Below are 26017 nucleotides of genomic sequence, written 5' to 3'. Positions count from 1 at the left end.
TACTTTCCCCCTCTTCTAATCAATGCAGATATTCTATTTCCGCAATTTTGGATCAAGTGCATCTCTTAAACCATCTCCGAACACATTAAACGCGAACATTGTAAGTGAGATGAGAAAAGCTGGGAAAAATAATTGATAGAAATTCCCGATCAAAATACTGCCTAATGCATCATTCGCCATCGTACCCCAACTTGCCTTCGGAGCAGGAATCCCAAGTCCTAAAAAGCTAAGTGTTGCTTCAGCAAATATTGCAGTTGGAACAGTCAATGTGACATTTACTAAGATTGGCCCCATTGTATTAGGAATCATATGTCTTCTTAAAATCCAGGAGGTTTTTGCTCCCATCGCATTTGCTGCTTGGACGTACTCATACTCCTTGAGTTGAAGCACCTGCCCACGGACCAGCCTTGCCATTGGTATCCAACCTGTTATGGACATTGCAATAATAATTGCCCATAATCCTCTTTCAAGGACGATCATGACTAAAATGACCATAAGGAGATAAGGAATGGCATAAAGCACTTCCGCGATTCTCATCATAATATTATCGACTCTGCCACCGCGAATACCCGAAATACCTCCGTAAATAATCCCTGCTACAAAATCAATCAGAGCAGCCATTAGTCCAATAAATAAAGAAATTCGCGCACCATACCATGCTCGTGTAAACAAATCTCGTCCAGAAGCATCTGTTCCGAACCAATGCTCAGCATTCGGACGTAAGTTCTTTTTTGTAAAATCCTGCTCATAATACGTATATCCGTTTATATGGGGACCAATGATGGCCATGGCCCCTATAATAATAATGATTATAAGCCCTAACATTGCTAATTTATTTTCCTTTAGGCGATTCCAAACGTCTCCCCAATAGGAAATACTTGGTCTCGCAATTCTCTCTGCTTCAGCATATTTCTGTTCAACTGGTGTAAACATATCTTCCGTTAGATTTGGTTGATTTTTCATTTGCTCTCCCCCGTTACCTTAATTCTTGGATCTATCCACGTGTAGGCGATATCAACAATCAGAATAAAAAGAATCAGGATGGCAGAATAAAAAATAGTCGAGCCAAGAATAACAGGGTAATCCCGATTAAAAATACTTGTTACAAACATTTCTCCCATACCAGGGATACCAAAGATTTTTTCAATAATAAAACTTCCAGTTACAATATTGGCTATCAAGATTCCTACAATTGTAACGACAGGTAAAATCGCATTTCGAATGGCATGCTTTAAAATAATCGACCCTTTTTTAAGTCCCTTTGCTTTTGCTGTTAAAATATAGTCCTGACTCATAACTTCAAGCATGCTGGATCTCATTAATCTCGCGATAAAGGCCATGGGCATCATCGCAAGTGATAGGGACGGCAATACGGTATGTGACCATGATTTCCATGTTGCAACAGGGAACCATCTTAATTCAACTGCCAGATAATTGATAAGAAAAGTTGCAAGAATAAAGTTCGGTACAGAAATTCCAATGATTGCGAGAATCATAGAGGAGTAATCAGGCCACCTATTTCGATAAAGGGCAGCAATAATTCCGAAAAGCAAGCCAAGTGGAATCGCAATCAGCAAGGCCTGTGTTCCTAAATGTAAGGAAACTGGGAAACCGTTCACGATTAGATCATTCACTGTTAGGGTTGAAGATTTATAAGAAGGCCCAAAATCAAACTGCAAAATAGAAAGTAGATAAAGACCATATTGTACATGTAAAGGTTTGTCCAAATTATAGTAGCTTTGTAGATTATTGTAGACTGCCTCTGGCATCGTTCCCTCTTGGGCAAATGGATTTCCTGGAATACTATGCATAAGAATAAAAGTTAGTGTGACGATCACCCAAAGGGTTACAACTGCTAGGACAATCCGTTTTCCAATATACTTAAGCATGTTATCCCCCTCTTAAATCTAAAGTGCTAGCCTTAGTTTCTATTTTATAAAAATCGGGGTATGCTAATTGCTAGCATACCTCGATTAGCCTGATACTTAGTTTGTTATATCCGCATAGATGAACTGAGGATAACTATTAATTGGTGTAAAGATACCAGTTACATGTGGCTTCACAGTAAACGGTTTTGTATAGAAATAGATTGGGACAATCGGCATTTCCTCCATTAAGATCTTTTCAGCATCATGCATTGCCTTCATACGTTCTTCTTGATTCATTGTCGTTTTCGCAAGATTAACTAACTTGTCGTACTCAGCATTACTCCAGTTTGCGTCATTATATGGTCCATCCGTTACCCAAAGGTCCATAAATGTCATTGGGTCTACATAGTCACCAACCCAACCCGCTCTAGAGATTTGATAGTCTCCCGCTTTTTCACGGTCAAGTTTAACCTGGAATTCAACATTCTCTAAAGTAATCTCAACACCAAGGTTTTTGCGCCACATTTCTTGAACAGCTTCAGCTATCATCTTATGCCCTTCTGACGTGTTATAAGTTAATGTTACCGCTGGGAACTTATCGAGGCCCTCTTCAGCCAATCCTTCTTCCATTAACTTTTTCGCCTCATCAATATTTGCTTCAAATAGCTTACCTGTATTTTCTTGGAAGTCCCCTGCAACATCAGGAATTCCAGGTGGTACGACTGAATATGCTGGTGATTGTCCACCTTGTGCAACGTGTTCCACAATTGTTTCACGGTCAATTGCCATTGATAATGCTTTTCTAATCTTTGCATTATTAAATGGCGCCTTCTCCGTGTTTAAATTGTAATAATAAACAGAAAGGTCAGAACCAATTTCAAACTCAGGATTATTTTCAGCTTTTAGCTGACCAATTACATCCTGTGGAAGTGGGTAGACTAAATCCAATTCACCTGATTGATACATTTGCCAAGACGTGTTTTCATCATCAATAATGACAAATTGAACCTCATCTAGATTGATTTTATCTTTCTCGTAATAATTTTCATTTTTTGCAAGCTTCATGCTTTCTTTATGCTTCCACTCTGTTAATTTAAAGGCACCGTTTGAAACGTAGGATTCTGCTTCCTGGTACCAATTTGGATTTGCTTCCTGAACAGCTTTATTAATCGGATAGTACGTATAGAAAGATGTTAAGTCTAAGAAATATGGTGTAGGCTGTGCAAGCTTGACTTCTAACGTCGTATCGTCAACTGCTTTTACACCTACAGCAGCTTCAAGTGCTGCTAGATCAGCACCTTCTTCTGCCGAATTATATGCTTCTCCACCCTCTAAATAATAGAGTTGATAAGCATATGTAGACGCGGTCTCTGGATTCAAAGCGTATTTCCACGCATATTCAAAATCATGAGCGGTAACAGGGTCACCATTTGACCATTTTGCATCACTTCGAAGCTTGAATGTCCAAGTTAACCCATCCTCGCTCGGCTCCCATGATTCTGCCATACCGGCTACGATTTCACCTTCTGGTGTTTTCTTTGTCAATCCTTCAAATGCATGTTCAAGAATCCATGAATCATGAGTTCCTTGTGCAGTACCTGGGTGCAATGAACCAGGCTCCTCATTATTATTAAGGCGCAGAATCTTTGGTCCAGATGATTCCTGTTCGTTTTCTTTACCTTCCTCACTAGGAGTTGATGGCTTTTCTGGTTCATTTGACGTCGATTCACCACTAAAACAACCAGATAAAGCTAAAAAGATAGAAAGCAATAATACCAATCCAACTGAAAGCTTTCTTTTCAAAAAATTGACCCCCTATACTATTTTTTTGAAATCATATGATTTCTACATTAAATCTATAAAAAAAATCATCAAAATATGACACTAGCGATAAATTTCTTTTTATTTTAAGTGATAAGTACTAGTTTTCCTTTCATACTTTAATACAACGACCTTTTAAGCCGATAAAAAGCTTGGAGATGCTTTACCTGTAATCTAGTAGTTTGGTACACTTAAAGTAACAGTAGAGACTTGGAGTGATACAAATGAATCGGATTGAGATAACTGAGGTGTTACAAACGGTACCACTTTTTAAAGAACTAACAAGTAATGAACTTAATGAAATCGTGAACATTGCCCAATACCGGCAGTATAAAAAGGGGTCCCATGTTTTTATGCAAGACGACCCTTTAGAGAATGTTTATTTTATCTACCAAGGAAAAGTAAAAATATATAAAAATGATGTAAATGGAAAAGAACAAATTGTGACTGTCCAAAAGGACGGAGATATGTTCCCACATGTTGGTTTTTTCAGAAAGGGTAACTATCCTGCTTATGCTTTGGTGCTAGAGAATACAAAGGCTGTGGTTATTTCAATTTCTCATTTTGAAAACGTATTGCTACAGCAGCCACAAGTTAGCATCAAGCTCTTCAGGGTATTGGGTGAGAAAATAGTAGACCTTCAAAATCGTCTCGAAGCTCAAATATTAAATAATACATATGAACAAATTATTAAATTAATCATGCGCCTTTGTAAGTCAGATGGCGAGGAGATATCCAATGGTAAAATCATGATTACCACTCAATTTACAAATAAGGATTTAGCCAACATGATTGGTACTACCCGTGAAACAGTGAGCAGAACGTTAACAAAATTAAAGAAAAAAGAAATAGTGGAAGTTGATGAAAAAGGTAACATCATGGTCGATTTAGAAAGCTTAGAGGAAGAACTATTTATTTAAGTATTAAAGAACTGAGCCAAATTTAACTCAGTTCTTTTTTCATGCCCAAAATAAAAACATTTTGATATGTAATGAATATAGTGACAATAGATAATACGTCTAGGGAGGAGAAAAAAGAATGAAAGACGAAAGGTCAAATAAACCAAACCCAAAAGATGAAAATGAAGCATTCGGTCCACTTATGAAATCAATGAATGAGTTCTTTACCCAGCAACCTGTCAAACGACTATTAGATACGATAGACGAATTTTTCGAAAAACCATTCCCGTTCTCAACAATTCCCATTGATATGTATGAAACAGACACTGAGCTAATTGTTTCAGCAGACCTACCAGGAGTCAATAAAGAACAAATTGATATCGAGTACTCGGAAAGGTATATTACGATTACTGTTAACCATGTTGAAGAAATGGAAGAAACCAATGAAAAAAAACATTATTATGTAAAAAAGAATTCTTTCAACAAAGCAAGTCGGACAATTTCGTTACCTTACCCCATAAACACAAACCAAATTAAAGCATCTTATGTAAATGGTGTCTTAAAAATTCGGATCCCAAAGCCAAGAAAACGAAAAATCACAATTGATGAGAGCATGTGAAAATACATGCTCTTTTTTACATACTTTCTATCGAAGATTAGCATGATATGGCTAGGAGGTGTAATTATGGACAAAAAGGCAGGCAACCAAAAGTTACCTGATTTTAAGGAATTAAATGATCGAATCATTGCAGATGCCAGTGATGAACCAATGCTTGTGATTAAGACGAATCTTGACCCTAAGAATGCAACTGAGGAAAACCCGTATTTTAAAGAATCTCAATCAGATAATAGAGAGGAATTTACCTCATTTTTCGAAGAATCCTAATAGAGGATGTTCAAATAATTATGAAATGGTGATTAATCGTGGATAAAACGCTAGGCTATCTAATAGAATCAATTTCAAATTATGGTGATGAGAATAAGACAAGCCGTGCTATTCTTACAAAAATGATAAACAACCAATACGCATCTGAAGAAGCATTTGTAAGAGATTTAGATGAGGAAGAAATCGAATTTTTGAACAAAGTTTTACCTGAAGAAATCAATTACGCGATGGACGAAAAAGATTTTACACGTGTTCATCAACTTAATGAAGTATATGAATTGCTTTAGAAAAGGTGGATAAAATGGGAAACGGATTTACTACGAAACAGTATTCGAATACAAATGTCGAAGAAGTAAAACGATTGAATGCAAATTCTGGATTATCCTATAATGAAGCATTACAGCTTTTGGCAAAGCAGTACAATGAACAAAAGAAACCTAAATAAACCAATATAAAAAGAAAGCTGGATAGTGACAGCTTTCTTTTATTTGTTCAAATCTACACTTTAAATGTTTTCGTTAAGCCTTTCACAATTGAATTAACTTGGTTCACTGCCCCTACCATTTGCCCAGCTGTATCCATCATTTTATTGATATCATAGGTCCCATCCTTTTTCTTAAATTGATTTAGGATGCCCCCAGCCCCTTTCGCCTTTATTTGATCTGAACCAGTTAAGTTAGGGGTAGGATAAGGATTTAAATAAGGTGTCTGATATCCGTATGGAGAATAACCAGGATAATTGTTCATATTATAGTGCATATAGGTTGGAGGATTGTATTGATTCCAATTCGATTGGTACCCTCCTCCGTAAAATTGCTGATAAGTAGGTTGCCCCAAATAAGGCCACGAATTACCATAAGGTCTAGCAGCATATTTGTTCCTGCGAAAATTTTGATACATGTGGACAAACCTCCTGTGATGTTCTTTTACTATAGATTATGTAAAAGTTGGGTTAGATGTTCAAAAAAAGATACCATGATATCAAGGTATCTTTAAAGGAGGGTTTATTGTTTTGGTTTTATAGCCCTTACAAGGATGTTATCTAGTACAAATTGAACCGATTCATACATATTTTTAAAACGTTTAACTTTTGTATCTTGATAAAAACTTTGGATGGAGATATGTTGGATATTTTCATGTGTAGCATCAATCTGATTAGGATGAAGGTTTTTCGGAAACTCTTTATTAATCCATGCAGTCGCCAATTCTCTCCAACTATCTGCTATTTCCATTGTAGAATCTACAAAAGGTTTTACTTCTTTATAAAAATCCACTTCATAGGATTCACTTGTTTTAACATCCTCTAATCGTTTAATGGATTGGTCACAGAGATCCTTTAAAATATTCGTCTTCGCCAATAGTTCCGTGTACATTCTCTCACCTCAACATCTATCTTACCGTTTTAATAGCTTAATGTTAAGTGATAAGAATGTTCCTTTCCGGTTTGCGGTGATTGTTCTGATTTTTGATTAAGAAATGTCTTTTGTAAGGAAATGAGATCATTTTCAAGCCCTTTAATTTGAATCAATTTCAGATCTTTCCCTTCATCAATACACAAATCTACTTCTGCCTGAATTTGCTTATCAATCGTGTTTAATGAATTAAGCAATTGATCAATATCCCCAAGAACATGCGCTTTCGTCGTAAGTTCACCCTTCAACATATCCATCCTCCTATTCGGTCTTTTTTTAGTTAATTCGATGCCGAAATTGTTCCTCCTGCACGCTTGACAAAACTAGTTTTTATTCGTCAAAGAAAGTGGTATTACTCCAACAACTTTCTCTATTTTCGACAATGGTTTCCTAACATTTTTAAGAATGTTATCTTTGAAAGATGCTCACACTACGAGTAGGAGGTGAAAATCCTATGGCAAAGCAAAATAAGAAGAAAAATAATCAAGAACGTAATGAAGAGAAAGCACCTGGTTATGGAGACAAAAAACTAGAAGGACCAGATAGACCATCAACATAATATACATACAAAGGCTGACTGTCAGCCTTTGTTTTTTAATAACAGTTCTTCTAGTATGATTCCTGCTTGTACTTGCTTCTGTTTCTTTAAGAACCATTTTGTAAGGTCAAATTGGTCTCCTAACTCAACTTCCGCAAACCATTTAGCTTTTCTCTCCCCTTTATACCAATCTAATGTCTTGCCTTTGTGGTGTTGGATAATCGGATAGGTAGTTCGTAAAAATGGTGTATTACGAAATCTTCGCTCATCTATATACCTTTCATAATCATATCTAGAGCCTGTATGCTCTACAACGTTAGAAAACTGTATAAAATATCTATAATAGTCCTTATGAAATAAAAGGGATGCAAGCTTTTTACCAAGTTCAATTCTATTATCTAGTTTTGTAAATTTATGAACGGAAAATCCAAATAATCTTCCATCCAATGTTGGATAAATGACTGAACTAAAGTGCAGAAAGTCCTGAAGATTATAAAAGAAACTTTGAAAAACCTTCCTTTTTAGTAATGGATGTTCTATTACAGGCTTTTGAATGATATTCTGTTCATTAATGATTTGGGCTGTTACCAAACGACCACGATTACCAAATCGCCAAAAAAACTCCCATTCTGCCTCGACAAATTTGGATACCGAAAACATTTTTAGCATGTGAAACAAAGGCTTCCCTATTTTTTTCGAATACTCGTAAATCAAGAGTTGTGGAAATGCATCTGAAAAAATGAGCCAGTTTGCGCGTTCATATGTATTAAATAAAGTTCTTCTCTCTTTTTCAGTTAGAATTCTCGGGATCCATTCCCCTTCTAAATCGGTCATATTCCAACCAGCATTCCGTGATACTTGACTTGCTAAAAATGACCATTGTATCTCTGTATTTTTTTTATAGTAAGTTGCATAACTTTTCGTCCGTGAAATATTATCAATATTCCCTTTTGCTGTTTTTGATTGAATATCCAGAAGTATTTCTCTTTCTTCTATCGTTAAATTATGTTCCTGGTTTCTTCGAATATCTACCATCGTTTCTATTTCTAGTATATCGGTTTGTTTTTTACTCATTCTTTGCACACCTCTTACCATAGTGTGTCCATCCTAGCGTACAACACGCCCCCAAAAGTATATTTTCAGGCGAATAGTATGGTATAGTGATATGTAATCCTTCTTGGCCTCACCCTAATTGTTAACAATTTCTTTAAACTATTTCTGAGAAGTTTTTGGTATAATAGGTGTCTTAAGGGGGATGGGAGTATGGAGTTTCGTTATCCAAATGGGAAAGTATATAAGCCCCAACAAGTAAAAAACAAACCACATCTCAAGCAAAAAATATACGGGAATCGTGGAATGACACTTGAAGAAGATCTCAACGAAACAAATCAATTTTATTTGGAGCAGGAAATTGCAGTTATTCATAAAAAACCAACACCTGTACAAATCGTAAATGTCGATTATCCGAAAAGAAGTGCAGCAGTCATAAAAGAAGCCTATTTTAAACAAGCATCAACCACGGACTATAATGGTATATACAAAGGCCGATATATTGATTTTGAAGCGAAGGAAACGAAAAATAAAACCTCTTTTCCGCTTCAAAACTTTCACGAGCACCAAATAAAGCATATGTCTGATTGTTTAAAACAAAATGGGATTTGCTTTGTAATTCTTCGATTTACAACAATAGATGAAATGTATTTACTTGAGGCAAAGCACTTACTAACCTTCTGGAATCGAAAAATGGCTGATGGAAGAAAATCAATAACAAAAAAAGAAGTAGAAACCTATGGCCATCCATTATCTATTGGATTTAGGCCAAGAATTGATTATATTAAAATTATTAATCAACTCTATTTTGAATAGTAAAAAGCTAGAAATGAAACATTTTGCAATTCAAAAACGTCAATATGTATGAATGCATTTGAAAGGCAGGAAATAGTATGTCTGAAAAATATAAAACACGTGAAGAACGTCGACATGCGAATCAAAAAAAGAAGACACCAAAAAAAGCAAAGGGTTCGTTATTTAAGCGAATTATACTTATTGTCCTATTAATAGGAATAATAGGAATGGTAGCCGGGGCTACGACATTCTTCGTAATGGCAAGTGGAGCTCCACCATTAGATGAATCCTTATTAAAGGATCCACTTTCATCAAAAGTTTATGATAAGGATGGCAACAAAATTTATGAATTTGGCGCAGAAAAACGGACCTACGTCCCTCTTAATCAAATACCAGAGGATCTAAAGAATGCGGTAATAGCAGTCGAGGATGCACGTTTCTATGAGCACCACGGCTTGGATGTGATTCGTCTTGGTGGCGCCGTTGTCGCAAATATTACTGATGGTTTTGGCTCTGAAGGAGCGAGTACCATTTCACAACAGGTAATAAAGAACTCCTTCTTCGAAGAAGGGCAAAAAAAGCTTACGAGAAAAGCACAGGAGCTATGGCTTGCATTTCAATTAGAACGAAAGTACTCAAAAGATGAAATACTTGAAATGTACCTTAACAAAATCTACTACGGGGTCGGTAACACATATGGTGTATCCAAGGCTGCTGAAAAATATTTTAATAAGTCACTAGATGAACTTGAGCTGCATGAATCAGCCTTTATTGCTGGATTAGGGCAAAACCCAGGGATCTATAACCCTTTTGTTCATCCAGAAGCAGCAGAAAAGCGCCGTAATATTGTATTAAACCTAATGGTTAGGCATGAATTTATTTCGAAAGATGAAGCAGAAGCTGCTAAAAAGGTTCCGATTGAATCATCTATAGTAGAATCAAACGAACAATCATCTCCAATCGATTCTTTCATGGACCAAGTAAAAATCGAGCTTAAAGAATATGATGATATCGATGTTTATAATGCAGGTGTAAAAATCTATACAACCTTTGACCCTAAAGCACAAGAACATGTCGATTCATTATTAGCAAATGAAGATCCTGATGTTCAATTTCCAAATGAAGAGTTCCAAGCTGGAATCGCGATAGTGGATACAAAAACAGGTGAAATTAGAGCATTAGGCGGCGGAAGAAACCAGGCCGAAAATAACCGCAGAAACTTTGCACTTGAATCCGAAAACCAACCGGGTTCAACAATTAAACCTATTTTAGACTATGGCCCTGCTATTGAATATTTAAAATGGTCAACCTATCAGCAAATTAAAGATGAACCGTACACCTATTCAAATGGTGTGCCAATTAATAACTTTGACAGAAAGCATATGGGACAAATATCTGCAAGAGTTGCTTTAGCCCACTCAAGGAATATCCCAGCACTTAAGGCATTCCAGGAAGTAGGCGTAACCAAAGTTACCGAATTTGCAGAACGTCTTGGAATTACATTTGATGAGAGAATTAACGAGGCATATTCAATCGGTGGGATGTCAGGCGGTATTTCTCCTCTTGAAATGGCAGGTGCTTATGCTGCATTCGGAAATCAAGGAAACTTTATCAAACCACATGCGGTTGACAAGATTGTTTTTCCGGATGGAAGAGAAGTAACTCTTGCTCCAGAGCCTGAAGAAGCAATGTCGGAAGCAACAGCGTTTATGATTACGGACATGCTAAAATCTGTAATGGATTTTGGTTCCGGAAGTAGATATGATGTTTCTGGATTACAAATTGCTGGTAAAACAGGAACAACCAACTATTCCGCAGATGATATGAAAAAATATAATATTTCATCGGGTGTCCCAGATGTATGGTTCAGCGGCTACACACCTAGCCATACGGTAGCCATTTGGACGGGATATAAAAATAATCGTGAACCTATTAAACCGGCTGAACAGAACCTAGCATTAAAATTATTTAGAAACATCATTACTAATCTTTCTGAAGGAAAAGAAGCAGAGGATTTTGTAATGCCAAAATCAGTCGTTAAAGTCGGAGTTGAAAAAGGATCAAATCCTGCAAAACTTCCAAGTGATTTTACGCCAAAAGACCAAATTGTTTATGAATATTTCATAAAAGGAACTGAACCAACGCAAGTGTCTGAGAAATATGACAAACTTAACCCACCTTCTAACCTTGATGTGCAGTATGACCAAGTAACAAATCAAATCAATCTATCTTGGGCATATACTGAAGGTGAACTTGATGGTAATAGCTTTGAGATTGGTGTTTCAATTGACGAAGGACCTGCTAAGGTTCTTACAACGACTAAGGAATTAAGCTATACAATTCCTGATGCTATTCCAGGAGCGATCTACAAATTTACAGTTACAGCTGTAAATGATGATAATCCTAAAAAACGCAGTGATCCTGCATCAAACACCATTAATGTTCCGGAACCAGAGGAAGAAGAAATTGAAATTCCACTCCCTCCTGTAACTCCACCAGGTCATGAAAATGGTGGAAACGAAGGTGATAATGGTGGCGATGGTGAAGGTCATGGCAACGGTGAAGGCGAAGGTATTGGTGAAGGAGCGATCTTCCCACCTCTCCCACCTGGTAACGAAGACCGAGAATAAGTATAAAAAAATAACGCACTAAATGTGCGTTATTTTTTTTGCGTTTTAATTTTCATGATTGCATGAAGCTTTAGAAGTTCATGGTAAAGTTCGTTTAATTGTACAAATGAATGGTATTGATGAGGCTTTTTTAAAATAAATGAAATCCGCTCCTCAAAATTAATCGGCTTATAATCAAATTCCTTGGAGTAATCAAGTATGTTTTCTGCACTCGAAAATTGCTTTTCATTTATTAAACATAAAAAGGTTAAAAAATCATCTACTGCTTCTTTCATCGGCTCAATAACCGTAGCATTATCTCGATTTCGATAGCAGTAAGTTAGATGTTCTTTTCTTGTATCCCATTTTTCAATAATATCAGAAATACCCTTTTCATTATCCAACTTTTTCTTTCCCCTTCATGCGCTTTTTCCCTTCCCTACAAACCTCTAATAGCGGACATATTTCACATTGTGGATTTTGGGCTTTGCAATGGTATCTTCCGAAAAAAATCATTCGGTGATGGGTCACAGACCATTCTTCTTTAGGAACCTTTTTCATTAATGTTTTTTCAACTTCTAATACAGAATCTTTCCATCTACAAAATCCTAGTCGCTTACTTACTCTTTCTACATGAGTATCGACTGCAATTGCTGGAATACCAAAGGCTACTGAGACAACAACATTAGCCGTTTTTCTACCGACCCCAGGTAATTTTGTTAATTCATCACGGTCTTGTGGAAGTATGCCTCCATATTCTTCAATTAGCATCTGGCATAATTTACGAATGTTTTTTGCCTTGTTTCGAAAAAGACCAATGGAACGAATATCATTTTGAAGCTCCTCAAGAGAAACAGCTAAGTAATCCTCTGGTGTTTTGTATTTTTCAAAAAGAGAAGCTGTTACTTTATTAACTAATGCATCTGTACATTGAGCAGATAATGAAACAGCAATTACCAGTTCAAATGGATTCCTATGATTCAGCTCACAATGAGCCTCCGGGAACATCTCCCCCATTGTGTCTAGACAAAATTGAATTTGTTGTTTGTTTAGCATTTTTTATCACCTATTTTTTATCTTTAGCTCTCTAACCAATTATAAAAAGGGATTGTCCGTTTGTAATTTCCCTGTTGAGGTTGCTCAGATTGTTTTTGTTTATGTTGGTGTTGCCGGAACTTTTGAGAATGGTTCTGAGCCTGTTCAATGGTACGAATACCGTTCTTTTTCCATTCAAAGAGGATTCGATCAATATATCGGAAATTGAGCTTTCCAGACATAACAGCTTCTCGTAATGCTGCTTTTATAATGGATGGATCATGATGGTCTTGATCTAACCACATTGCTAAGGACTCACATTCAAATGGTGAGAGAGGTCGTCCAAATTCTTGTTCAAAAATACTATATAAGTCCTTTTCGTGTTGTTTTTCGATTACTTTCTCTTCATTCATATTTTGTTGAACAAGATGTTGGAGCATTTTCTCCCATAATGGTCGTAAAGAGTATTTTTCGTAGATGATACGATTTTCATCATTTCCTTCATTTATTTCTAAATAACCACGTTGAATGAGCTGACGTAGAATTTCCATACATTTTTCTTCTGTAATTGTCATGCGATTTGAGATTTCAATTGGTGTAGGAAAGAAATTTCCACCATCCATAAAAGTTAGGATATGGAAAAGGACCATCATTTCCTCTTCATTAAGCTGTAGATGTCGATACGAGGACATTAACATTTTCGGAATTGAAATACTGCCTTGTTCGAATAAATCAACTAATTTATCCATTTTCATGTATAAACACCTCTTCATACCCTAGTATAACATGAGATTACGATTAGCAATAAGAAAGAAATATTTGGGTTGGTTTTGTTCAAAAAATAAAAAAGAAACCCTCTTATTAAAGAAGGTCCCTACTATTGTTAATTATGGATATAGACGGTTTAATAAGCGTGGGAATGGGATTGTTTCACGAACATGCTCAACACCGCTAATCCATGCTACAGTTCGCTCTAAGCCTAATCCGAAGCCCGAATGTGGTACTGAACCATATTTACGTAATTCAAGGTACCATTGGTACGCTTCACTTGTTAATCCATGTTTTTCAAGCTGTTGTTTCATAAGGTCATAATCGTGAATTCTCTCTGATCCACCAATGATTTCGCCATATCCTTCAGGAGCAATTAAGTCCGCACATAACACCACATCATCACGATCAGGTGCTGGCTGCATATAAAAAGGCTTAATTCCTTTAGGATAATTCGTAATAAACACAGGTTTTTCATAGCTTTCGGCAATTGCAGTTTCATGTGGAGCACCAAAGTCATCGCCCCACTGTATGTCGTTAAAGCCTTTTTCATGTAAAAACTCAATAGCCTCATCATAAGAGATACGTGGGAATGGTGCTTGTATTTTTTCAAGTTTCGATACATCACGGCCTAATGTTTTCAGCTCTAATTGACAGTTTTTCAAGACAGATTGAACAATATGTGCAACATATTCTTCTTGTACTTTTAAGCTATCTTCATGTTCATAGAAGGCCATTTCCGGCTCAATCATCCAAAATTCGATTAAATGGCGTCTTGTTTTCGATTTTTCCGCACGGAATGTTGGGCCGAAGGAAAATACTTTTCCTAAAGCCATCGCTGCAGCTTCCATATATAGTTGTCCACTTTGTGATAAATATGCATCTTCATCAAAGTATTTTGTTTGGAAGAGTTCAGTTGTTCCTTCAGGTGCACTTCCAGTTAATATCGGTGGATCAACTTTTGTGAAACCATTGTCATTGAAAAATTCGTAAGTTGCACGAATAATTTCATTACGGATTTTCATGACAGCATGCTGCCTCTTTGATCGAAGCCACAAGTGACGATTATCCATTAAGAATTCTGTTCCATGTTCTTTTGGCGTAATTGGGTAATCGACTGCTTCATGTATGACTTGAATATTTGTAACCGTTAGTTCATAACCAAAAGGTGATCTTTCATCTTCCCTAACAACACCAGTTACATATAAAGATGTTTCTTGTGTGATTGATTTCGCCGTTTTAAAAACGTCCTCATCCACTTCCGCCTTTACAACGACACCTTGTATGAAGCCTGTCCCATCACGAAGTTGTAAAAAGGCAATCTTTCCACTTGATCGTTTATTCGCTAACCAAGCACCGATTGTAACCTCTTCTCCAACAAATTTATTAACTTCTGAAATAGTTGTTTTCACAATTGTCCCTCCAAAAATCAATCAAATGCGCATTGGCGTTATTATCGCCACTTATGTATAAATTCCTACTTTATTATACATATCTTGTCATAATGAAGCAAGAAATACCATGGGGATGGTTCAAGAGTGAATAAACTCCAATTGAACCATCCCCATATAAATTTTTTATTTCATCTTTTCCTCAACAAATTTACGAATACGATCAATCGCATTTTCAAGCTGTTCTAATGATGTAGCATAAGATAGACGAATGTTGTTTGGTGCACCAAAGCCAGACCCAGGTACAACAGCAACAAGTGCTTCTTCTAATAGTGCTTTTGCAAAATCATCTACATTATCATATCCTGTCAGTTCCGCACATTTTTTTGCATTCGGAAATAGATAGAAAGCCCCTTGTGGCTTTTTGCATGAAATTCCAGGAATACTTACTAACTTATCATAAATAACATCTAATCTTTGTTCAAAAGCCTGTCTCATTGTTTCTACAGGTTCTTGTGAACCTTCATAAGCTGCAATCGATGCATATTGTGCAATCGAAGTTGGATTAGAAACACTATGACTTGAAAGGTCTGTCATGCTTTTAATGATATCAACTGGACCAGCTGCATATCCAATTCTCCAACCTGTCATTGAATGTGATTTAGAAAGTCCATTGATAAGAATAGTTTTTGCTTTCACTTCTTCGCTTACCTGAGCTATTGAATAGTGAGTAGCACCAAAATACACGAGTTTTTCATATATTTCATCGGACACAATTAAGATATTATGCTCCACACATAATTCACCAATTGCTTTTAATTCCTCTTTTGAGTAAAGCATACCAGTTGGATTGCTTGGTGAATTTAATACTAAAGCAACTGTTTTATTTGTAATGGCTGCTTCCAGCTGGTCTACTGTGACTTTAAAATTATTCTCTTCTTTGCCTTCAACATACACTGGTACACCATCTGCGAGCTTTACCTGCTCGGGATAGCTAACCCAGTAAGGAGTAGGAATAATAACTTCGTCGTCTTTATTTAGAAGTACTTGGAATAAAGCATATAATACAAACTTTGCACCAGTTCCAACAATCACTTCATTTGGCTTATATTCTAATTGTTGATCTTTTAGAAGCTTTTTACAAATTGCTTGTTTTAACGAAGGCAATCCAGCAGAAGGTGTATATTTTGTATGTCCCTCTTTCATTGCTTTGATTGCAGCCTCGATTATGTGTTCAGGTGTATTAAAATCCGGTTCACCTGCACCAAGTCCAATTACATCATGTCCCGCTGCCTTCAATTCTTTTGCTTTTGCAGTAATTGCAAGTGTAGATGAAGGTGTTAATGCTGCTACTCTGTTTGCTAATTTCATGGTTTTCCCCCCACGTATTATGGTTTGATTGAATTGCGATATTTGCCAGTTTCAAAATACAATTTATGGTAGGTTAATCGATTATCACTACCTATATAAATAATTTCCCAAATCGGAATATTATCTTCAATCCCTAGTTTGACGGAACGAATTTCTTGTGGATCCCGTTCCCTTTTTAGTATAGTAATTGCTTCTTTTTCTGTGATTCCATCACGTTCAAATCGCGTTACTATTTTACCTTTTTTTTCTGGAATCCAAGCAATCACTTTTTCACCCTCATCATTTTTACCGATGACGACTTGATACGCTTTCGTTCCAAAATATGTATAACTATCATCAATTGTCTCAATTACTGTCTTCTCGAGGGCAATTTCATTTCCCTTCGATTGAGCATTATTGTATGGCTTCAATGCCGATTGATAAATGCCGATTCCTGTCCAAATTATAATAATAAGGAGAAGGACGAGTATCCATATGATCCATTTTTTCATTTTAATCAACTTCTTTACGTTCGATAAATTGTAAAAACTGCTTTATTTTGATCATCTTTATCGAGTGCCAATCCAAACATAAGATCCTCATGTTTTAAACTTCGATTTAACAAATCAACAATTTTATATAAATCAGGAGTATTTTGAATCTTAACAGTCGATAGAATTTCTATCTTACTTTCCAAGCAAGAGCTCTCCCTTCATTCATCACAAATTTTTCTACTCATACGATATCTCTCTAACGGCAACAATAGAAGTACTACAACATTACAGTTGAAGTTGTCTACACTAAGTTGCCTTACATCATTATAACAGGTGTATAACCATTCACAATATAATTTTTTAATAAAAAATTAACTCCTAATCCCATGCCTTTACCTGTCTTTGACAGGTCTTTTTTATTCTTGGTCTCCCTTTGGTTGATCACTTTTTAACGAAATGGGAAAAACTTCGTAATCGGTCTGTGTACATTTGATGGTGACACTGCCAAACTGTTTTGTATAGTAAATGTCGATCCAACTACTATTTAGTCTTTCTAACACATCTGAACTAGGAAGTGATCCTTTTTTATGAAAAAGAATCGCAATTTGGGGATTTACATGATTCACAAATTTTTCTCCTGAACCCTTTGCATGGCCAAATTCCGCAACCTTTAAAATATTTGTTATGGGCAGCACTTTATTTGACAGCATTTGATGCTCTAATTCTGAATTAGCACTGGTCATAAAAAGAACCTGATGATTACCAAATCGGAATAATACATCCATACCAAGAGACTTCTCGCTAATCTGGTCTTCATGAATGACTTCAGCAGCTAGTAAAGAGCTTAGTTTATAGGTCTTTTGATTTTCCCACTTAACGATATTATTTTTGGAGTACTCTTGCTTATTATGTGCTCCCTGGATGATTTGTACATCTGAGAATTGTTGTATTAGCCAGTCTAAATTTGAAGTATATAATGTGTCTTGTTTTGTAATAATAATGCCTGTTAATTTTTTCACTTCATAGACTTCAAGGTACTCCTTAAGTTCCTCTTTGGTTCCGTTCCCACCGGTATTCACTAGGAAAAACTCTCCATTTGGTATATGGATCAAACTTGCTTCACCATTTGATAGGTCTAAAAATGTAATCGCAATCTCATCTTCGGATAATTTAACATTAATTTTCTCTATATTAGTCCGCACATTTTCGCTTGTCCAGCCTGAAGTAAATAATGTTAAAAAAATGAATAAGATCAGATTAATATATTTCACAAATCAGCCTCCAAAGAATTAATATCTATAACCATTTTTCAACATATTCCATAAGCTCATGAAGAGGTTTTTGAATCAATTTCATTTGTGGAATTGATGAAACGAACTTTTTTCCATACCATGCTGTTATAATCCGACGATCTAAAATAAAGATTACCCCTTTATCTTTTTCAGATCGAATTAACCTTCCAATACCTTGTTTAAATCGAAGGATTGCTTCAGGTAAAGATAGTTCCTTAAAAGAATCTCCACCCTTTCCTTCAATTTCCTTTGTGCGAACAGCGAAAATTGGATCGTTTGGAGCAGTAAACGGCAGCCTGACGATAACAAGTGCGGTTAAATCTTCACCTGGGATATCTACACCCTCCCAAAAACTGCTTGTACCTAAAAGAATTGCCTTATCAAACGCCTGAAAATTCTTTGTTAATTTTGCCCGACTACCGCCACTTATACTCTGGGCAATTAACACAAACTCTTCAAGTTGCTGCATTCTTTTTAAATTCATATATGTTTTTTGGAGCATATCATGAGAAGTGAAAAGAACAAGCATACGTCCATTTGTTTTTTTGGCAATTTCAGCTATATGAACTGAAATCGAATCAACAAATTCATCCTGTGATACAGAATTGATTAGTGGAACAGTTGATGGAACCATCATCACTGCTTGACGTTCGTAATCAAATGGTGATGGTATTGTCAATGTAATGGGTTGAAAATCTGTCAAGCCAAGCTTCTTAATAATATAGGAAAATGAATAATCCACTGTTAATGTTGCAGAAGTCATAATCACACTTTTCTTAAAAGTAAAAAAGTGGTCAGCTAGATATTCAGAAACATCTGTGGGTTCCACAAATAAGGTTGCCGAATTTACAGGCCCCTTTGGATCGATTTCAATCCAAACCATTTGATTTTCCAACACGTCATAAAAACTCTCGATAATAGCACATTTTTCAAATAATAAATTGAAACATAATAGATAATCATTAAATAAACCTAATTGCAATGGTGTTAGCATTGACTTATTTTGAATAATTAGCTCGTTTTGGTATTGAATCATTGTAGAAAGTTCTTTCTTTGAAATACTCAACTTTGTCAGTTGTTCCATCGCTTCTTGCCAATACTCACCTGATTCATTATTTCGATCTACTACATATTGAATCCGATTCGTTTGGTTTTCATTCGATTGTTTTGATAATGCATGACTACGTATCATCCGGAAAAATTCATTAACAGATGCTCTCATGTCCTTTAAAAGTTGGTTCACTCGTTCAAATGAGTCTGAATTGTATCCAATCCGTTCCACTATTTTTGATGATTTCTTAAGTAAATCGTTTGTTTCGAATAGACCAATCCTCGTCAGAACAGAGTGAATCATTAAGTAATGAATATGAAATCCTACCTGCCGCTTTGCAAGGGTTTCAAAATGATGGGCTTCATCCATAATCAAATAGTCGTAAGAAGGGAGAATTTCAAAGTCATAGCTCAGATCCTGTAATAACAAAGCATGATTTGTAATCAATATATCCGCTTTTTCAGCAGATTCCCTTGCTTTTTTATAAAAACTTCTTGACTCCCAGATTGTATCTTCAAATCCGTGATTTTCATATGTGCTTTTCACACGATCCCATAAAAGCTTGCCACCTGAAGGCAAATTAATTTCGTCAATGTCTCCTGTTTCGGTCTCAGTTAACCATACTAATATTTGAGCCTTAGCTAAGACCTCATCATAGTTTTCACTGTCCTCATAAAGTATTTGTTCAAACCTTCTTAATGAGAGATAATTCCCTCTTCCTTTTAATAGTGCAACTTCGAAATCAAACGAAAGGATTTCACGCAATTTCGCGACATCCCTCTCAAATAATTGTTGCTGAAGTTGAAGGGTATTTGTACTAATCATACAACGTCCCTTCTTTTTTGAGATATAAACTGCTGGAAGCAAGTATGCTAATGATTTCCCAATACCTGTACCTGCTTCGATAATTGCGTGTTGGTTTGTTTCAAGTGCATGGTGAATTGTTTGCACCATTTCTAGCTGTCCCTGTCGAAATGGAAAATCGTGAATCACTGAATGAAAAACCTCAGTATATGTATTACTTTTTGGGTTTGCTTTACCCTTTTGTTTTTTCTTTTTACGCAGAGCAAGTCCACGATAGATGTCAAATTTCGATTCACGCTTTGCGTGTTTGGATCTATCATCTATAATCTCTCGCAAAATTTCACGGATATCGCTTTTAAAATAATTTGAAAGGGTATAAAGCTTTTGAATTGTTACCAACGGCAGTTGCTCAATTTTATGTACTATTTTTAAGAGTATTTCTGCTGTTACTTCAGCATCACTATCAGCCTGATGTGGATTTTCATGTGTTAATGAAAGAGATTCTGCAAGCTGTCCAAGTTTATAGCTATCTGCCAATGGAAGCATTACTCTAGAAAGTTCAACCGTATCAATAGTAAGACATTGAAATTTCGTAAAACCGCACTGGGCTAATTCCTCCTGTAAAAAAGAATAGTCAAAAGGAACATTATGAGCAACAAAATAGGAATCCTTAAACATCGAAATAATTTCGGGTGCCACAATTGAAAAATCAGGGGCATTCGCAACAACTTCATTTGAAATACCAGTAAATTGCTCGATAAAAACAGGGATGTCTTGTTTCGGGTTTACAAAAGTTGCAAATCTTTCAATAATCTCTCCATCTTCAATGACAACAGCTGCAAACTGTATAATCTTATCACCCTTCTTTGGAGAATTCCCCGTAGTTTCCAAGTCTACAACGACAAAGCGTTTTTTCATTTAGTCCCACCTCCTAACACAAACGCCCCCAATATGGGGGCGTTGTACTTATAAAGTTTTTTACAATACAGTTGCAGCTGGTTCTTGAAAAAGTAATTCTTTAATTTGATTCTCTTCGTTCATGATTGCTACCCTAGGCTTATGTTCAGACAGTTTCTCTTCAGGTACAATTGCATACGAAATCACAATAATGACATCTCCCTCTTGTACAAGACGAGCAGCAGCTCCATTTAAACAAAAAACTCCGCTTCCTCTCTCACCAGGGATAATATATGTTTCAAGTCGAGCCCCATTGTTATTATTTACAATTTGAACTTTTTCATTAGCAACCATTCCGACTGCATCTAATATATCTTCATCAATAGTAATACTACCTACATAATTTAAGTTTGCTTCTGTGACACGTGCTCTGTGTATTTTTGCGTTCATCATTGTACGGAACATGATGCTCCCCCTTGAATCAAAAGATTTCAAAATGTGGTTCAAAAAGTACGGTGAAAATGACACATCGGTATACGATCTTCGACTAACTACCGACACGTCCTGTGTCGAACGTCGAAGTCACTACATCCTGTAGAAGCTCGTTGGTTTGTTTTTCCGTTCCTTGGAAAAGAAAACCCGCTTTTCCGACGTGCGAAGCGGAATCAATGAAGAAACATTCCTTGTGCTCACGTATACACAACATACGTTCCGCTACTCAAAACTTCTCCGCCTCGAACTTCTTGGTCCTTTTCATCCTCCTTTTGAACTCGTTTTTATACATCAAAAGTTATATTATCAATAAGTCTGACTTTTGTAAACTTGACAGCGATCGCAATAATGATTTTTCCAGTTAGCTCCGAAAGCTCGTCAAGCTCTGGGTAACTGTATATTTCTACATAATCGATTTCACCAGATGTATGTTTTGTAAGATGGTTCATGATTAATTCTTCAACTACCCTTGGGTTGCGTTGGCCATTCTCGATAGCTGTTTTAGCCATTTGAAGACTTTCATATAATCTCGTAGCTTCTGCCCTCTCCTTGGCAGTTAAATTTACATTACGCGAGCTTTTTGCTAGCCCATCCTCTTCTCGGACAATTTCCACCGGAACAAGCGTAATCGGGAAATTAAGATCAGTAATTAATCCCTCCACCACAGCTACCTGTTGAGCATCCTTTAACCCGAAATACGCTCGGTCTGGCTGAACAATATTAAATAATTTGATTAATACTGTTGCAACTCCGTCAAAATGTCCATTTCTTTTTCTACCACATAACACATCTATTCTAGATTGAACATTTGCAGTCAGTGACATTTTGGTTGGGTACATATCTTCTGTACTTGGGTGAAATAAAATATCAACACCATTGTTTTCTGCGAGTTTGCTATCTCTTTCAAAATCACGCGGATAGGATTCAAAATCTTCATTCGGACCAAATTGAAGAGGGTTTACAAATATACTTACTGCTAATACATCATTTTCGCTTCTTGCCTTATTCATTAATGTTAAATGACCTTCATGAAGGTACCCCATTGTTGGTACAAATCCAACCTTTTTTCCTTCCAGCTTTAAGGTCTTGATATGTTGCTGCATTTCCTTGATCGATGTTACAATTTTCATGTTCATTTTCCCCCATAAAGGCTTGCAAGCTCTTCTTCTTTCATTGTGTACGAATGTTTTTCATCAGGGAATGACTTGGTTTTAACCTCAGTAATGTAATCTTGGATTCCTTGTTTAATCTGGTTATTAACTGAAGCATATTGCTTCACGAATTTTGGAACACGATCGACGCCATATGAAACCACATCATGGAAAACAAGAACTTGACCATCTGTACCATTTCCAGCCCCAATTCCAATAGTAGGAATTGAAATGCTGTTTGTAATTTCTTCACCTAATTGTCTAGGAACACATTCTAAAACTAAAGCAATCGCACCTGCTTTTTCCACTTTTTTGGCATCCTCAATTAGCTGTCTAGCACTTTCTGCATCTTTTCCTTGTACCTTATAACCACCTAATACACCAACAGCTTGTGGGGTTAATCCTAAATGCGCTACTACAGGAATTCCTGCTTCAGTTAATGCTGAAATCGTGTAAATGACATCATTTGACCCTTCGATTTTAACTGCATGTGCCCCCGATTCTTGAATAATTCGAGCAGCATTCTTCAAGGCATCAGATCGTGAGACATGATAAGACATGAATGGCATATCCGTTACAATATAAGTATCCTTTGCACCACGTTTTACGGCCTTCGTATGATGAATCATATCATCAACCGTTACTGGAATAGTAGAATCATAGCCTAATACAACCATACCTAATGAATCACCTACAAGGATCATGTCGACCCCTGCTTCCTCTGCAAGTTTTGCAGATGGATAATCATAAGCTGTTAGCATTACAATTGGCTCTTTCTTCTGCTTCATTTTTAAAAATTCTGTTGTTTGTTTCATCATTTTTCCTCCTTTTGGCTTTTAAAGCTCGCCTTGCTTAAGGCTGTCCTCGAGTCCTTAAAAAGAGGAGATGAAAAACCGATTCGTGGACGTTTTTTATTAACTTTATTCAGTAGAGACTGCATAAAGTTAATGCCTCCGGCGGATGCCACAATTTTTCAAAGGAAATTTTTCGAGACACCATCGAAAAAAATTGGGCACAAATACGCCAAGGCGTATTTGATTACGAAGTAAAAAATCCTTCTTTCAATAAAGAGAAAGAAGGATTAAACATGAATGTTTTCGGTAAATTTCATCCCTCTGTCCCAGTCCAATGGATCAAGGCAGAATATAATTGTAAATGACATTGGTAAAACTTAAGTCACTGGTGCAGTTCCGACAGGATACCACCCATTACTTTGAATTATATAAAAGATTCAATATTATTTCTACACTTTATTTTTCAGGAATCTCAATATCCGCTGAATAGATATGGTGCAATTTTCCGGACGCATCCTCTAGAAGTAATACACCTTCGTCATTGATTCCAATTGCTTTACCTTCAATTGAACCTGAAAGTGTTCTTGCAACAATTCTCTTGCCGATACTTGTTGCATAGCTCTCCCATAATAACTTCACAGCCTTGAAGCCATGTTGTAAATATTCCTTATACAGTTTTTCAATTTTAAATAAAATTACCTGAACGAGCTTCGCGCGATCAATTTTTTCTCCTTTTTCAATTGCAAGTGAGCTTGCAATTGAATGTAAGCTTTCAGGAAAATGATTCAATTCTTGATTTACATTAATGCCAATTCCAATAATAACTGAATTAATCCGGTCTGTCTCTGCCTGAAGTTCAGTTAGAATACCAACAATCTTTTTATGATTGATTAATATGTCATTTGGCCATTTTATATCAGGCTCTAACCCTGTTACTTCTTGGATCGCTTGGACTACACCTACTGCCGCCAAAAGTGTTAATTGCGGAGCTTGTGAAGGTGGAATTTGTGGTCTTAGTATCATGCTCATCCAGATTCCTGTATGCTTTGGTGAATACCAGGACCTGTCAAGTCTTCCTCGACCAGTTGTTTGTTCTTCAGCCACGACAAGTGTGCCCTCAACTACACCATCATACGATAGCCGGTGTGCTATTTTTTGCGTTGAGGTGAGTGATTCTTCAAAATGAATATTTCTTCCAAGAAACTCGGTTTCCAGACCCAATTGAATTTCGTTGCCGCTAATTTTATCTGGTTTCGTGATTATACGATAACCAAGTTTTCTAACTGCCTCTAATTCATACCCTTCGTTTCGTAAATCTTCAATATGCTTCCAAACGGCAGTACGTGAGCACCCAAGTTGCTCACTAATTTTTTGACCAGAAATAAATTCTCCGTTAGCATTAGAGAAGACCTCTAACAATCTTTTTCTTATTTCTGATTGCACGATAGAAGCCACTCCTTTATTTTTACCTTGTTATTTACCACTTCGTTTTCAAGTATTCCATCTTCAACTTTAATATAGAGATTTGAAATCCATTTACCTGGTTTTTGATTATACCAATTTAATAAATCCTCACCCGTGATATCTAATTCTGATCGCTGCTTAATAGGCAGCTTTTCATATTCTTTTGATGGTGATATTTCTTGTCCAAATCCAAGCACATTTAAAATTCTCTCAACTTGTTGGACACATTTCGCTCCAGAATCATATAATAGCCGATTGTTCCAACCAGTTTGAAAGACATTTTGTATACAAGCTACATTTTTTACAACTTGATCCACAACTTTATTCGGAAGCTTCCATTGCCTTAAAAACGACTTAAGATCCTCTTTAGACAACAAATAACTAACAAGTGTCCAATACTCAGATCTGTCTTGCAATTGATTCCATTTGTATGCAGGGAAGTTTTTCAACCCTTTTATTTCATCTTCTAATCCTGGTATGTACTGAAATAATCTTGTCTCAATTAAAATTGGAAATGCAGCCTGACAACTCGGACCAGAAAGTAATTTTTCAAATTCGATAGTAATCCGCTCAACTGAAATTTTTTTTAATAAATATGCATTTTCCATGATCGCAGATTGAGTGTTTTCACAAAGTAAAAAGGACAACTGACTTAAAAATCGAACGGCCCTCATCATCCTTAGCGCATCTTCACGAAAACGTTCAGTCGGATTACCAACTGTTTGGATTACTTTCTTTTTTATCGCTTTCCTTCCATCAAAAGGGTCGATAATTTCTCCATTAATCGTCATCGCAATAGCGTTCATTGTAAAGTCTCTTCTTTTTAAATCTTCATGTAGGGAAGTAACAAATTCCACATGTGAAGGTCGACGGTAATCCTCATAACCTTCTTCCGTTCTAAATGTTGTCACCTCAAATTGTTCACCATCGTGTAAAACGATTACGGTGCCATGAACGGCTCCGACATCAATCGTTTTTGGAAATAAATCGATGATTTGCCCTGGTAATGCCGAGGTTGCAATATCGATATCATCGGTTGGACGATGAAGGAGAAAATCACGAACAGAACCACCAACAAAATAAGCTTCGTAGCCATTATTATGTAATGTTGTAAGAATTGCTTTGGCTTTTACAAAAGATTCATCCATCGTCGTGA

At 36.3% G+C, this 26017-nt stretch carries 29 protein-coding genes; 8 read left to right on the top strand and 21 right to left on the bottom strand.

Annotated features, from left to right (window positions below):
- Window positions 1-33 precede the first annotated feature (33 nt).
- The 3 genes from NST91_RS10475 to NST91_RS10465 form a co-directional block, all read right to left on the bottom strand.
- Window positions 34-963 (bottom strand): ABC transporter permease, encoded by a 930-nt coding sequence (locus NST91_RS10475; RefSeq protein ID WP_341331080.1) that lies wholly within the window; start codon window positions 961-963, stop codon window positions 34-36.
- Window positions 960-1889: an ABC transporter permease gene (locus tag NST91_RS10470; RefSeq protein WP_341331079.1), complete on the bottom strand. Its 930-nt coding sequence runs from the start codon at window positions 1887-1889 to the stop codon at window positions 960-962. Before NST91_RS10470 ends, NST91_RS10475 begins: the two co-directional genes overlap by 4 nt.
- Window positions 1890-1985: 96 nt before the next feature.
- Window positions 1986-3671, bottom strand: coding sequence for a peptide ABC transporter substrate-binding protein (locus NST91_RS10465; RefSeq protein WP_341331078.1), 1686 nt, complete (start codon window positions 3669-3671; stop codon window positions 1986-1988).
- Window positions 3672-3913: 242 nt separating this feature from the next.
- Between NST91_RS10465 and NST91_RS10460 the strand changes: the two genes are divergently transcribed.
- From NST91_RS10460 to NST91_RS10440, 5 genes are all read left to right on the top strand, one after another.
- Window positions 3914-4609, top strand: coding sequence for a Crp/Fnr family transcriptional regulator (locus NST91_RS10460; RefSeq protein WP_341331077.1), 696 nt, complete (start codon window positions 3914-3916; stop codon window positions 4607-4609).
- A gap of 118 nt (window positions 4610-4727) precedes the next feature.
- Window positions 4728-5207, top strand: a complete 480-nt coding sequence (locus tag NST91_RS10455) for an Hsp20/alpha crystallin family protein (RefSeq protein ID WP_341331076.1) — start codon at window positions 4728-4730, stop codon at window positions 5205-5207.
- 66 nt (window positions 5208-5273) lie between these two features.
- A complete protein-coding gene (locus NST91_RS10450) occupies window positions 5274-5474 on the top strand; it encodes a hypothetical protein (RefSeq protein ID WP_341331075.1) in 201 nt (66 codons plus the stop codon).
- A gap of 38 nt (window positions 5475-5512) precedes the next feature.
- On the top strand, window positions 5513-5761 hold the full coding sequence (locus NST91_RS10445) for a sigma-G-dependent sporulation-specific acid-soluble spore protein CsgA (protein WP_121449657.1): 249 nt from the start codon (window positions 5513-5515) through the stop codon (window positions 5759-5761).
- A gap of 14 nt (window positions 5762-5775) precedes the next feature.
- Window positions 5776-5919, top strand: coding sequence for a hypothetical protein (locus tag NST91_RS10440; RefSeq protein ID WP_341331074.1), 144 nt, complete (start codon window positions 5776-5778; stop codon window positions 5917-5919).
- Between the two features lie 53 nt (window positions 5920-5972).
- Here NST91_RS10440 and NST91_RS10435 read toward each other — a convergent pair whose 3' ends face one another.
- The 3 genes from NST91_RS10435 to NST91_RS10425 form a co-directional block, all read right to left on the bottom strand.
- A complete protein-coding gene (locus NST91_RS10435; protein ID WP_121448944.1) occupies window positions 5973-6374 on the bottom strand; it encodes a YppG family protein in 402 nt (133 codons plus the stop codon).
- Window positions 6375-6478: 104 nt separating this feature from the next.
- Entirely contained in the window at window positions 6479-6847 is a 369-nt protein-coding gene (locus NST91_RS10430; RefSeq protein ID WP_341331073.1) for a YppE family protein, read from the bottom strand.
- A 29-nt stretch (window positions 6848-6876) separates the two neighbouring features.
- Window positions 6877-7137, bottom strand: coding sequence for a hypothetical protein (locus tag NST91_RS10425; protein ID WP_341331072.1), 261 nt, complete (start codon window positions 7135-7137; stop codon window positions 6877-6879).
- Between the two features lie 203 nt (window positions 7138-7340).
- Between NST91_RS10425 and NST91_RS26340 the strand changes: the two genes are divergently transcribed.
- Window positions 7341-7445: a hypothetical protein gene (locus NST91_RS26340; protein WP_494776435.1), complete on the top strand. Its 105-nt coding sequence runs from the start codon at window positions 7341-7343 to the stop codon at window positions 7443-7445.
- A 21-nt stretch (window positions 7446-7466) separates the two neighbouring features.
- Here NST91_RS26340 and NST91_RS10420 read toward each other — a convergent pair whose 3' ends face one another.
- Window positions 7467-8498 carry a DUF2515 domain-containing protein gene (locus NST91_RS10420; RefSeq protein ID WP_445724485.1) on the bottom strand — a complete coding sequence of 344 codons (1032 nt, stop codon included), beginning with the start codon at window positions 8496-8498 and terminating at the stop codon, window positions 7467-7469.
- 189 nt (window positions 8499-8687) lie between these two features.
- On the opposite strand from NST91_RS10420, the gene recU reads away from it, so the two are divergent.
- Both recU and NST91_RS10410 read left to right on the top strand, forming a co-directional pair.
- A complete protein-coding gene (gene recU / locus NST91_RS10415; RefSeq protein WP_341331071.1) occupies window positions 8688-9290 on the top strand; it encodes a Holliday junction resolvase RecU in 603 nt (200 codons plus the stop codon).
- Window positions 9291-9367: 77 nt separating this feature from the next.
- On the top strand, window positions 9368-11899 hold the full coding sequence (locus tag NST91_RS10410) for a PBP1A family penicillin-binding protein (protein ID WP_341331070.1): 2532 nt from the start codon (window positions 9368-9370) through the stop codon (window positions 11897-11899).
- Window positions 11900-11928: 29 nt separating this feature from the next.
- On the opposite strand, the gene NST91_RS10405 is transcribed toward NST91_RS10410, so the two are convergent.
- From NST91_RS10405 to NST91_RS10340, 14 genes are all read right to left on the bottom strand, one after another.
- Window positions 11929-12282, bottom strand: a complete 354-nt coding sequence (locus tag NST91_RS10405) for a YpoC family protein (RefSeq protein ID WP_341331069.1) — start codon at window positions 12280-12282, stop codon at window positions 11929-11931.
- Window positions 12275-12934 (bottom strand): endonuclease III, encoded by a 660-nt coding sequence (gene nth, locus NST91_RS10400; RefSeq protein WP_341331068.1) that lies wholly within the window; start codon window positions 12932-12934, stop codon window positions 12275-12277. The genes NST91_RS10405 and nth overlap by 8 nt, the downstream gene beginning before the upstream one ends.
- Window positions 12935-12957: 23 nt before the next feature.
- Complete coding sequence (locus NST91_RS10395; protein WP_341331067.1) at window positions 12958-13668, bottom strand: DnaD domain protein; 711 nt, start codon at window positions 13666-13668, stop codon at window positions 12958-12960.
- Between the two features lie 132 nt (window positions 13669-13800).
- Window positions 13801-15093 carry an asparagine--tRNA ligase gene (asnS, locus tag NST91_RS10390; protein ID WP_341331066.1) on the bottom strand — a complete coding sequence of 431 codons (1293 nt, stop codon included), beginning with the start codon at window positions 15091-15093 and terminating at the stop codon, window positions 13801-13803.
- 165 nt (window positions 15094-15258) lie between these two features.
- Complete coding sequence (locus tag NST91_RS10385) at window positions 15259-16443, bottom strand: pyridoxal phosphate-dependent aminotransferase (protein ID WP_341331065.1); 1185 nt, start codon at window positions 16441-16443, stop codon at window positions 15259-15261.
- Between the two features lie 17 nt (window positions 16444-16460).
- Window positions 16461-16934 (bottom strand): cell wall elongation regulator TseB-like domain-containing protein, encoded by a 474-nt coding sequence (locus NST91_RS10380; RefSeq protein WP_341331064.1) that lies wholly within the window; start codon window positions 16932-16934, stop codon window positions 16461-16463.
- Window positions 16935-16948: 14 nt separating this feature from the next.
- Window positions 16949-17119, bottom strand: a complete 171-nt coding sequence (locus NST91_RS10375; RefSeq protein WP_121448954.1) for a DUF4264 family protein — start codon at window positions 17117-17119, stop codon at window positions 16949-16951.
- 213 nt (window positions 17120-17332) lie between these two features.
- Window positions 17333-18187, bottom strand: a complete 855-nt coding sequence (locus tag NST91_RS10370; protein WP_341331063.1) for a ComEC/Rec2 family competence protein — start codon at window positions 18185-18187, stop codon at window positions 17333-17335.
- 25 nt (window positions 18188-18212) lie between these two features.
- On the bottom strand, window positions 18213-20981 hold the full coding sequence (gene dinG / locus NST91_RS10365) for an ATP-dependent DNA helicase DinG (protein WP_341331062.1): 2769 nt from the start codon (window positions 20979-20981) through the stop codon (window positions 18213-18215).
- A 60-nt stretch (window positions 20982-21041) separates the two neighbouring features.
- Window positions 21042-21425, bottom strand: a complete 384-nt coding sequence (panD, locus tag NST91_RS10360) for an aspartate 1-decarboxylase (RefSeq protein ID WP_121448957.1) — start codon at window positions 21423-21425, stop codon at window positions 21042-21044.
- Window positions 21426-21736: 311 nt separating this feature from the next.
- Window positions 21737-22582 carry a pantoate--beta-alanine ligase gene (gene panC / locus NST91_RS10355; protein ID WP_341331061.1) on the bottom strand — a complete coding sequence of 282 codons (846 nt, stop codon included), beginning with the start codon at window positions 22580-22582 and terminating at the stop codon, window positions 21737-21739.
- Between the two features lie 2 nt (window positions 22583-22584).
- Window positions 22585-23418 (bottom strand): 3-methyl-2-oxobutanoate hydroxymethyltransferase, encoded by an 834-nt coding sequence (gene panB, locus NST91_RS10350; protein WP_341331060.1) that lies wholly within the window; start codon window positions 23416-23418, stop codon window positions 22585-22587.
- Between the two features lie 435 nt (window positions 23419-23853).
- Window positions 23854-24852, bottom strand: a complete 999-nt coding sequence (locus NST91_RS10345) for a biotin--[acetyl-CoA-carboxylase] ligase (RefSeq protein ID WP_121448960.1) — start codon at window positions 24850-24852, stop codon at window positions 23854-23856.
- Complete coding sequence (locus tag NST91_RS10340; protein ID WP_341331059.1) at window positions 24825-26009, bottom strand: CCA tRNA nucleotidyltransferase; 1185 nt, start codon at window positions 26007-26009, stop codon at window positions 24825-24827. Before NST91_RS10340 ends, NST91_RS10345 begins: the two co-directional genes overlap by 28 nt.
- Window positions 26010-26017 lie beyond the last annotated feature (8 nt).

The sequence above is a fragment of the Ferdinandcohnia sp. FSL W7-1320 genome, from assembly GCF_038050315.1.
Taxonomy (GTDB): domain Bacteria; phylum Bacillota; class Bacilli; order Bacillales; family Bacillaceae_L; genus Ferdinandcohnia; species Ferdinandcohnia aciditolerans.
This window is presented reverse-complemented; position numbering and strand designations above follow the sequence as displayed.